We start from the raw sequence: 9,597 nt of genomic DNA, 5'->3' as shown, positions 1-9,597 counted from the left end.
CTTCAAGCTCCGCAAAACGCTGGGCGCTCAGCATGGCGTAGCGCGCCAGCGTTGCATCCCCTGTCGCCACCCGCAAGCCGCGCTCGCTCAGCCAGCGCCACGCCGGGGCCGGTTGAACGGTTTGCAGCTTTGTTTTGGAAGGCTTCATTTCGGCGTTTTGCATAATGCGGCGAATGATCCGTGCGAAGCGCTGCAGGCGGCAGGCAACACCTGCGCTTGCGCGCGCCGGTCCTACATTATCGCAAATCCGTCCGGCCGCCTCGCTCGTTTTCGATCAGGCCGAACGCCTCCCGCTGGCGAACCGGCAACCCGATCCCGCCGATACGGGCGACAAAAAGGGGGTTTCACGTGAAACCCCCTTGCTAGGCTATTACCGGCAATCGGACTGGTGATCAGTCCTTGAAGCGTCCACGCACGCCGACGCGGTTGCCGCCGCGGTTGTCATTGCCGAAGCTGCGCGGCTGGCCAGCACGTGCACTGTTGCCGCGATCGCCGTAGCTGCGGCCGGCGCCGGCGGATTTGGCTTTCGCCTCGCGTTCACGTTTTGCCCAGTATTCAACGCTGTTGCCGTTGACTTCGGCCGCAGGCGCGGCGGCGCCGCGATAAGCTTCGCTGCGCGGCGGCCGGTCGCCGGTCATGCGCGGCACGTCGGACGGGCCGCGCACGGCATTTTCAAACCGGTTGCCGCGAGCCGGCCGGTCGCTGCCGGGACGCGCATCGGCGCGGTAGCCGCGGTCGCGATTGTCGCGGCTGTCGCCGCGCGGCCCGCGATCGCCGTAGCTGCGGCCGGCGCCGGCGGATTTGGCTTTCGCCTCGCGTTCACGTTTTGCCCAGTATTCAACGCTGTTGCCGTTGACTTCGGCCGCAGGCGCGGCGGCGCCGCGATAAGCTTCGCTGCGCGGCGGCCGGTCGCCGGTCATGCGCGGCACGTCGGACGGGCCGCGCACGGCATTTTCAAACCGGTTGCCGCGAGCCGGCCGGTCGCTGCCGGGACGCGCATCGGCGCGGTAGCCGCGGTCGCGATTGTCGCGGCTGTCGCCGCGCGGCGGGCGATCGCCGTAGCTGCGGGGCTCGCTGCGCTCGCCAAAGCTGCGCTTGTCGCCGAAGCCGCCGCGCGGGCCATTGTTGCTGCGCGGACGACCCGCCGCAGGACGGCCGGACGCCGGCTTCTGGGTCGGCTCCAGCCCCGGCAGGGTGTGCACCTCGATGCGGTTGCCGGTGTAGCGCTCGATGTTCCTGACCAGCCCGCCTTCGCGCATGCCGGCGAAGCTCACCGCGACGCCGGTGCGGCCGGCACGGCCGGTGCGGCCGATGCGGTGGACGTAATCCTCGGCCTGGCGCGGCAGGTCAAAGTTGATGACGTGGCTGATGCTCGCCACATCGATGCCGCGCGCGGCGACGTCGGTGGCCACCAGCACCTTGGTACGGCCTTCGCGCAGGCGCTGCAGTGCGCGGTTGCGCTGGCCCTGCTGCATGTCGCCGTGCAGCGCGTCGGAAGCGAAGCCGCTGTCGGCCAAGAGGTCGGAGATTTCCTCGGTGCTGCGCTTGGTCGAGGCGAAGACGATCGCCTGCACCATGTCGACGTCGCGCAGCAGCGCGTCGAGCAGGCGGTTCTTGTGATCCATGTTGTCGGCAAACAAGAGGCGCTGCTCGATCTTGGATTCCTTCTGGGGCACCGCTTCGATCTCGATACGCTGGGCGTCACGGGTCAGTTCGCGCGCCAGGTTGCCGACCACGCCGTCGAGCGTGGCCGAGAACAGCAGCGTCTGGCGTTCGGCCGGGCAGCGCGCGGCGATGGCCTTGATGTCGTCGACAAAGCCCATGTCGAGCATGCGGTCGGCCTCGTCCAGCACCAGCACTTCCAGGCGCGAGAAGTCGATCTTGCCGCGCTCCAGATGATCGATCAGGCGACCGGGGGTCGCCACCACCACATCGACCGGCTGCGACAGGCGCTTCAACTGCAGGCCGTAGGGCGCGCCGCCGACCAGGCAGGCGGTACGGAAACGGCGCAGATCCTTGCCATAGGTCATGGCAGATTTCTCGACCTGCAGCGCGAGTTCGCGCGTCGGGGTCAGCACCAGCACGCGCGGGCCCATGCTCTTGACCGTCGGCTCGGCCTGCAGGCGCTGGATCGACGGCAGCAGAAATGCCGCCGTCTTGCCGCTGCCAGTGTGCGACGACACCAGCAGGTCGCGACCGGTCAGCGCGGCGGGAATCGCCTGCATCTGGACCGGGGTGGCGTTTTCGTAGCCTGCGGCCAGCACGGATTTAAGGATGAGGGGATCAAGCCCCAGTTCGGAAAAGCTCATGGCAATACCTTTTTCAGTGCGCTCAAATGCGCAAAACAAACCTGCGTCCGGTTCAGAACCAGACAGGTCAGAAAATACGAACCGGAAATAAGCGGCGTTGGGAATGGATGAATTCCTAACCGCCCAACGGGTCGCGTCGATCACATCGGCGCCAACCACAAGACTTGTCGCTGCCGGTTGCGGAAACTGACCGGCGGCACAAAAGAGAGGTCGAAGACGATGGGGCTGTGAGAACAGTCCCGAGGCACGGCGGCAAAAGCCAGATCTGCCCACTGCTGTATGCACAACTCGGTGGAGTCTATCAGAAAACGCTGATTTTCCCGAGCGTTTTTTTATGCGTGATGGTAAAGCTTGTGATACAGCCCGCCGCGCTCGATCAACTCATCATGGCCGCCCTCTTCCGCCACGCGGCCGTTTTCGAACACCAGGATGCGGTCGGCCTGCCTCACGGCGGACAGCCGATGGGCAATGATGAGGGTGGTGCGCCCGCTCAGAAACCCGGCGAGTGCCTGGTGCAGCCGCCGTTCGGTATCGGTGTCGAGCGCGGAGGTGGCTTCGTCGAGGATGACGATCTGCGGTTGGGCGACGATCATGCGCGCAATCGCCAGGCGTTGCCGCTGTCCGCCGGACAGGCGCACGCCCTGCCGCCCCACCACCGTATCCAGCGCGTGCGGCAGCGCGGCAATGACGTCCTTCAGCTGGGCGATCTCCAGCGCCTGCCACAACGCGGCATCGCCGGTTTCGCGCCCCAGGGTCAGATTGGCGCGCACGCTGTCGTTGAACAGCACCGGGTGCTGCAGTACCACGCCGACATGCTCGCGCACGCTTTCCCAGCCTATCTCGGTAACCGCGGTGTCGCCATACAGGATCCGCCCGGCACGGACCGGATACAGTCCCAGCAAGGCCTGCACCAGGGTCGACTTGCCGCCGCCGGAGGCCCCCACCAGCGCCACCTTCTCGCCCGCCGCCACCGCGAGGCTGACGTCGTCCAGCACCGTCTCGCCGTCCGCATAGGCAAAGCTGACATGGTCGAGCGCAATGCCGACGGTGGTCCGGCCGGCGAACGGATCGCGCAGCGCGGGATGCTGCGGTTCGCTGTGCAGGCCGAGCAGGGCATTGATCCGTCCCAGCGCGGCATTGGCGGCAAACCACGCGTACTGCATGTTCACCAGCTCCTGCACCGGGGTCATCATGAACCACAGGTAGCCGAACACCGCCAGCATCTCGCCGATGGACAGATCGGAAAACACCACCATCAACATCGCGCCGGCACGGAAGGCATCGAAGCCGGCAAGGAAAACGAAGAAGGAAATCCGGCTCATCGCATCCGACTTCCAGGCAAACGCCGCCGCGTGCCGGCGGATGTCGGCCGCCTTTGCGGTCACCCGCGCCAGGTAATGCTGTTCGCGGTTCATCGCGCGGATCTGCGTCAAGGCATCGAGCGTCTCGGACAGCGTCTCCTGAAACACCTCGAAGGCGCGGTTCTCGTGCTTTTTCAGATCCTTCACCCGCTTGCCGAGCCGGACGGAAAACAGGATCACGACCGGATTCAGCAGCAGGATGAACAGTGCCAGCTGCCAGTGCATCCAGAACAGCACGGCCGCCACCCCCACCAGCGTCAGCACCGACACCACCAGGCCTGAAATCGACGAACCGAGAAAGCTGTCGATGGCGTTGAGATCGGTCACGAAATGCGAGGCGACCCGGCCTGCGCCCACCGTCTCGAATTCCGACAGCGCAATGCGCGACAGCCGGGAGAGCATCCGCACCCGGATGCGGTAGACAACGTCCTTGGCCAGCAGCGAAAACGTCCGCCCCTGCCACACGTTGAGCAGGATCGATATCAGCCGCAGCCCCACCGTCAGCAGCAGCGCCATGCCGATGAACAGCAGCGGGCCGTGCCAGGCGACCGGAAACCACGCGCCGAAGACGGCGACCATCTTGCCCGGGTGATGCAGCAGCACTTCGTCCACCATCAGCGGCAGCAGCAGCGGCACCGGCACCGCTGCCGCCACCGCCAGCAAGGCGGCGAGGTTGCCCTGCAGCAGCCGCACGCGATGGGTTTTGAGTTCGTCGGCGATAGCGCGCCAGGTCAGCATGACAGGCAACCCTGAGGGAAGGAACACGTTTCAAGCATAAGCGCTGGCGCGTCCCGGCAAAAGACCCGGGGTACCGTTTACTTGCCGATGCAGAATTTGCTGAAGATTTCGCCCAGCAAATCGTCGGCGCTGAATTCTCCGGTGATGTCCGATAGGGCGGCCTGCGCCAGCCGCAGTTCTTCGGCAAACAGCTCCAGCTGCGTTGCTGCCTGGCGCGCCGCCGCCAGATGCGCGGCGCCCCGGGCAAGCGCATCCAGATGCCGCGCGCGCGCCATGAACGCGCCTTCGCCCGCGGACTGCCAGCCGGCTGCCTCGAGCAGCTTGCCGCGCAGCAGTTCGACGCCGGCTCCAGTTTTGGCGGAAAGCCAGATTTCGTCGCCCGCCGCGCGCGGCGCCTCGGCGCTAACGTCGATCTTGTTGTGGATGGTCAGGCGCGCCACCGCGGGCAGGCGCGCCAGAATCGCCGCCTCGCGTTCGCCCAGGCCATGCGCCGCATCCACCAGCAGCAGCGCCACGTCGGCTTTTTCCACGGCGTCCCAGGTACGCGCAATGCCGAGTTGTTCCACCGGATCATCGGTATCGCGCAGGCCTGCCGTGTCGATGATGTGCAGCGGCACCCCGCGGATCTGGATCGCTTCGCGCACGGTGTCGCGCGTGGTGCCGGCGATCTCGGTGACGATCGCCGCCTCGAATCCGGCCAGCTGGTTCAACAGGCTCGACTTGCCGACGTTCGGCTGGCCGATCAGCACCACCGTCAGGCCTTCGCGCAGCAGCGCGCCCTGTTTCGCCTGCGCGCGCACCGCGGCGAGGCTGGCGTCGATCCGGTCGAGGCGGCCGAAGGCATCCGCCTGCTGCAGAAAATCGATTTCTTCTTCGGGAAAGTCGAGCGTGGCTTCCACCAGCATGCGCAGGCGGGTGAGCGCCTCGACCAGTTCGGCTATCCGCGCGGAAAACGCCCCCGAAAGCGAACGCATGGCCGAGCGCGCCGCCTCGCCCGAGGCGGCATCGATCAGGTCGGCCACCGCCTCGGCCTGCGCCAGATCGAGCTTGCCGTTGAGGTAGGCACGCCGGGTGAATTCGCCCGGCCCGGCCAGCCGCGCGCCCAGTTCGACGCAGCGTTGCAGGATCAGATCGAGCACCGCCGGTCCGCCGTGCCCCTGCAACTCCAGCACGTGCTCACCGGTAAACGAATGCGGCGCGGCAAAATAAAGCGCGATACCCTCGTCGATCACCCCGCCGCAGCCATCGATGAAGCGGGCGAAGGTCGCGTGCCGCGCTTCCGGAACGCGCCCGAGAACCGCGCTGGCAAGCGGAGCGACGTCCGCCCCCGACACCCGCACCACCCCCACCCCGCCACGGCCGGGCGCGGTGGCGATGGCGGCGATCAGGTCAGGCTTTGCCGGAAGCGGTTTTGCCACCGCCCTCGACCTGCTTGTTGATCGCCCACTGCTGCGCGATCGACAGGATGTTGTTGGCGACCCAGTACAGCACCAGGCCTGCCGGGAAGAACACGAACATCACGGTAAACGCCACCGGCATGATCATCATGATCTTGGCCTGCATCGGATCCATCGGCTGCGGGTTGAGCTTGACCTGCAGGACCGAGGTGATGCCCATGATGATCGGCAGGATGAACCAGGGATCGGGCGCGGTCAGGTCGGTGATCCAGCCGAGCCAGGGCGCGCCGCGCATCTCGACCGCGGCGAGCAGCACCCAATACAGCGCGATGAACACCGGAATCTGGATCAGGATCGGCAGGCAGCCGCCGAGCGGGTTGATCTTCTCGGTCTTGTACATCTCCGCCATCGCCTGATGCAACTTGGCGCGGTCGTCGCCAAAGGTTTCCTTCAGCTGCTGCAGGCGCGGGGTCAGCTTCTTCATCTTGGCCATCGACTTGTAGCCCGCCGCCGACAACGGGTACAGCGCCAGCTTGAGGAGTATGGTTAGAATGATAATGGCCCAGCCCCAGTTGCCCACCAGGCGCTCGATTTTTTCCAGCGACCAGAAGATGGGGTAGGCCAGCGGCGTCAGCCAGCCGTAATCGCGCGCGTGCTCCAGGCCGGGGGCGGTTTTCTCCAGCACGCTCTGGGTTTGCGGCCCGGCATACAACGGCACGGTGAATGTCTTTTGCTGGCCGGGTGCGAGCATGCCTTCGGCCAGAATCACTCCGTTGGAATACAGGCCGTCGCCCAGCGCGCGGGTGTAATACTCGCGCTTGACGCCATCCTCAGGCAGCCAAGCCGACACGAAATGGTGCTGCACCATCCCCACCCAGCCGTTATTGGCGGTTTTCTCGAATTCGGCCTTGCCTGCCTGAATGTCATTGAACGCGACTTTCTGGAATTTCATCGCATCCGTATAGAAGGCCGGGCCGGTGTAAGTATGTAGGAAGAAGGACGAGCCGCGCGGCGCCTCGGCATGGCGGGTGAACTGGTAATACGGGGTCAGTTCGATGGGCTGCGACCCGTTGTTGCTGATCCGGGTTCTGACGGCGATCTGATAGCTTCCGCGCTTGAAAACATAGGTTTTTTCAACGCGCACGCCGGTGGCCGGATCATTCCATACCAGCGGCACCTCCAGTTGGGCGGCGCCGCCGGCGAGGCGATAAATGCCGGGATTGAGCTGAAACACGCTACGGTGCGTCGGCAGGTCTTTCCCCACCAGGCCGCTTTGCGCCAGATACGGCCGCGTCCTGTCGTCCTCGAACAGGGTGAAGACCTGATTCTTGTCTTCCGTCTCGCGGTACGGCAACAGCTGCAGTTGACGCAGGTCGCCGCCGTTGGCATCGATGGTGGCGCGCAGCACGTCGGTTTCCACCTGCGCGCGCTGCCCCTTGGCAAAACCGGCCTGCGCCGGCGCCGCGGCGGCCGGCGCGTTCAGCGCCTGGGTGGGAGTGGGCGCACTCACCGAGGAGGGCGCAACCGGGGCCGGCGCGTGTTTGTCCTGCCAGGTTTCCCATAACAAGAGCAGCGAGAAGGAAAAAACAATGAAAAGGATCAGCCGCTGGTTATCCATGAGACGAGACGCGTTTAGTTGGAAGAGAATTCCGGCGCTGCTTCGCCTGCCGGAGCGGTCGGCCATTTTGCCATGGCCCGGTGGCCGGCGCGCTGGAAGGTACGCGGCAGATCGCGCGCCTCTTTCCCGGGAACCGGCTTGGCAATCAGGCGCACGACAAAATCACAGGCAGGCAGTTCCGGCAGGACCTGCCGGAAGCTTTCTCGCACGCACCGCTTGACGCGGTTGCGATCCACCGCACGCGCCAGCAGGCGTTTGGCGATCACCATCCCCAGCCGCGCGTGGCCCACCTGGTTGGGGCGCGCCATCACCATCACGTAATCCGTTCGAGCGCGCTGATTGTCGGCAAACACCCGGTCGAAATCGGCTTTGTCGACCAGGCGCGCATCGCGGAGGCGCACGCCACCCGCTTTGTTTGGGTGCGCGTCGATTAGACGGCCAGACGGGCGCGGCCTTTGGCGCGGCGCGCATTGATCACGGCGCGGCCAGCCTTGGTTTTCATGCGGGCACGGAAACCGTGGGTACGCTTGCGGCGAACGGTAGAGGGCTGATAAGTGCGTTTCATGACATATCCTTTCTGGCGGGCGCTGGCCAGGCCCGCCCGAGGCAGGATGGCCAAACACAAAAAAATTTGTTGAAAAACCGCGTATTAGACGCCCCCCACTGGGGCACTGTCAAGTTTGTTTCGACCCGCCGCGCCGGGCCCGGCACGCTGCGCCTGTGGATAACCTCGTCGAAGGGGAGTAAGATTCGCGTTTGAATCCCAATGCAGCTTTCCGCTCCCGCCCCCTCGACTATGGATTCCTTCTGGGCCCTTTGCCAAGAGCGCTTCCGCGCCAATCTGACCCAGCAGCAATTCAGCACATGGATCAAGCCCCTGGTATTTGACGACGCCGGCGGCGAGGTGCGCATCCTCGCGCCCAACCATTTCGTGATGGACTGGGTGCGCGAGAAATTCGCCGAGCACATCGATGTCTGGGCGCAGGAGTTTTACGCCCGCCCGGTTGCCATTACCTACGCGCTCGGCAAAAAAATCAGCGCCCCGCGCGCACCTTCCGCACCGCTGCCGGTTACGCATGCCGCCGCGCTCCCGAGCAGTGCCGTAGCCCCCGTCCAGCTTGGCCTGCGCATCAATCCGGGATTCACTTTCGATAACTTCGTTTCCGGCCGCGCCAACCAGCTGGCACGCGCCGCCGCGCTGCAAATTGCCGACAATCCGGGGGTGGCCTACAACCCCCTGTTCGTCTACGGCGGCGTGGGGCTGGGCAAAACGCACCTGCTGCAGGCCATCGGCAATACCGTGCGCCTGGCCACGCCGGATGCGCGTATCAGCTATATCCATGCCAACGATTACGTCGACGACGTGGTCAAGGCCTACCTCAACAAGCAGTTCGACGACCTCAAGCGGCGCTATATGTCGCTCGACCTGCTGCTGATCGACGACATCCAGTTCCTCGCCAAGAAGGACCGTACCCAGGAAGAATTTTTCTACGTATTCAACTCGCTGATCGAGAACAAGAAACAGATCGTCATTACCTGCGACACCTTCCCCAAGGAGATCAGCGGGCTGGACGATCGCCTGAAATCGCGCTTCGCCTGGGGGCTGACCGTCGCCGTCGAGCCGCCGGAACTGGAAATGCGGGTTGCCATCCTGCTGGCCAAGGCGCAGGCGGAAAACATCAAGCTCGACGAGAACGTCGCCTTTTTCATCGCCAAGCAGGTACGCTCCAACGTACGCGAACTCGAAGGCGCCTTGAAGCGGGTGATCGCCTTCTCGCGCTTCCACGAAAAGCCGATCACCCTGGAACTGGTGAAAGAAGCCCTGCGCGACCTCATCGCTTCGACCTCGCGTATCGTCTCGATCGAGAACATCCAGAAAACCGTCGCCGATTTCTACAAGATCAAGGTGGCCGACATGTTCTCCAAGAAACGCACGCGCAATCTTGCGCGCCCACGCCAGATCGCCATGGCGCTGGCAAAGGAATTGACCAACCAGAGCTTGCCGGAAATCGGCGAATCGTTCGGCGGGCGCGACCACACCACGGTGATCCATGCCTGCCGCAAGGTGGCCGAACTGCGCGAGACCGAAGCCGACATCGGACGCGACTATCTGGTGTTATTACAAAGCCTGACAGGCTGAGGATGAAATGTGGATAAAGCGGGTTCAGCGTCGC

Annotated in this window: 7 protein-coding genes; 1 reads left to right on the top strand and 6 read right to left on the bottom strand. The window is 64.7% G+C overall.

Annotated elements, in window-relative coordinates:
* Positions 1-392 precede the first annotated feature (392 nt).
* From BGO62_RS00475 to rpmH, 6 genes are all read right to left on the bottom strand, one after another.
* The gene (locus tag BGO62_RS00475) at positions 393-2,309 is read right to left on the bottom strand and encodes a DEAD/DEAH box helicase (protein WP_363923441.1); all 1,917 of its coding nucleotides are present in this window, start codon (positions 2,307-2,309) and stop codon (positions 393-395) included.
* Positions 2,310-2,641: 332 nt separating this feature from the next.
* Positions 2,642-4,408, bottom strand: a complete 1,767-nt coding sequence (locus BGO62_RS00470; protein ID WP_296638413.1) for an ABC transporter ATP-binding protein — start codon at positions 4,406-4,408, stop codon at positions 2,642-2,644.
* Positions 4,409-4,485: 77 nt separating this feature from the next.
* Positions 4,486-5,826: a tRNA uridine-5-carboxymethylaminomethyl(34) synthesis GTPase MnmE gene (gene mnmE / locus BGO62_RS00465; RefSeq protein ID WP_296638410.1), complete on the bottom strand. Its 1,341-nt coding sequence runs from the start codon at positions 5,824-5,826 to the stop codon at positions 4,486-4,488.
* Positions 5,798-7,423: a membrane protein insertase YidC gene (gene yidC, locus BGO62_RS00460; protein ID WP_296638409.1), complete on the bottom strand. Its 1,626-nt coding sequence runs from the start codon at positions 7,421-7,423 to the stop codon at positions 5,798-5,800. The genes mnmE and yidC overlap by 29 nt, the downstream gene beginning before the upstream one ends.
* Positions 7,424-7,437: 14 nt before the next feature.
* Complete coding sequence (rnpA, locus tag BGO62_RS00455) at positions 7,438-7,824, bottom strand: ribonuclease P protein component (RefSeq protein WP_296638405.1); 387 nt, start codon at positions 7,822-7,824, stop codon at positions 7,438-7,440.
* A 29-nt stretch (positions 7,825-7,853) separates the two neighbouring features.
* On the bottom strand, positions 7,854-7,988 hold the full coding sequence (rpmH, locus tag BGO62_RS00450; RefSeq protein ID WP_011313339.1) for a 50S ribosomal protein L34: 135 nt from the start codon (positions 7,986-7,988) through the stop codon (positions 7,854-7,856).
* A 231-nt stretch (positions 7,989-8,219) separates the two neighbouring features.
* On the opposite strand from rpmH, the gene dnaA reads away from it, so the two are divergent.
* On the top strand, positions 8,220-9,563 hold the full coding sequence (gene dnaA / locus BGO62_RS00445; protein WP_296638402.1) for a chromosomal replication initiator protein DnaA: 1,344 nt from the start codon (positions 8,220-8,222) through the stop codon (positions 9,561-9,563).
* The last annotated feature ends 34 nt before the right edge of the window (positions 9,564-9,597 follow it).

The sequence above is a fragment of the Thiobacillus sp. 65-1402 genome, from assembly GCF_001897685.1.
Taxonomy (GTDB): domain Bacteria; phylum Pseudomonadota; class Gammaproteobacteria; order Burkholderiales; family Thiobacillaceae; genus Thiobacillus.
The sequence above is the reverse complement of the archived record's forward strand: the minus strand, read 5'-3'. Positions and strand labels throughout refer to the sequence as shown.

What these genes read in the sequence shown, in the direction of transcription:
- BGO62_RS00470 (WP_296638413.1), bottom strand. Translation starts at nt 4,408, where the DNA reads ATGCTGACCTGGCGCGCTATCGCCGACGAACTCAAAACCCATCGCGTG.
- BGO62_RS00475 (WP_363923441.1), bottom strand. Translation starts at nt 2,309, where the DNA reads ATGAGCTTTTCCGAACTGGGGCTTGATCCCCTCATCCTTAAATCCGTG.
- dnaA (WP_296638402.1), top strand. Translation starts at nt 8,220, where the DNA reads ATGGATTCCTTCTGGGCCCTTTGCCAAGAGCGCTTCCGCGCCAATCTG.
- yidC (WP_296638409.1), bottom strand. Translation starts at nt 7,423, where the DNA reads ATGGATAACCAGCGGCTGATCCTTTTCATTGTTTTTTCCTTCTCGCTG.
- rpmH (WP_011313339.1), bottom strand. Translation starts at nt 7,988, where the DNA reads ATGAAACGCACTTATCAGCCCTCTACCGTTCGCCGCAAGCGTACCCAC.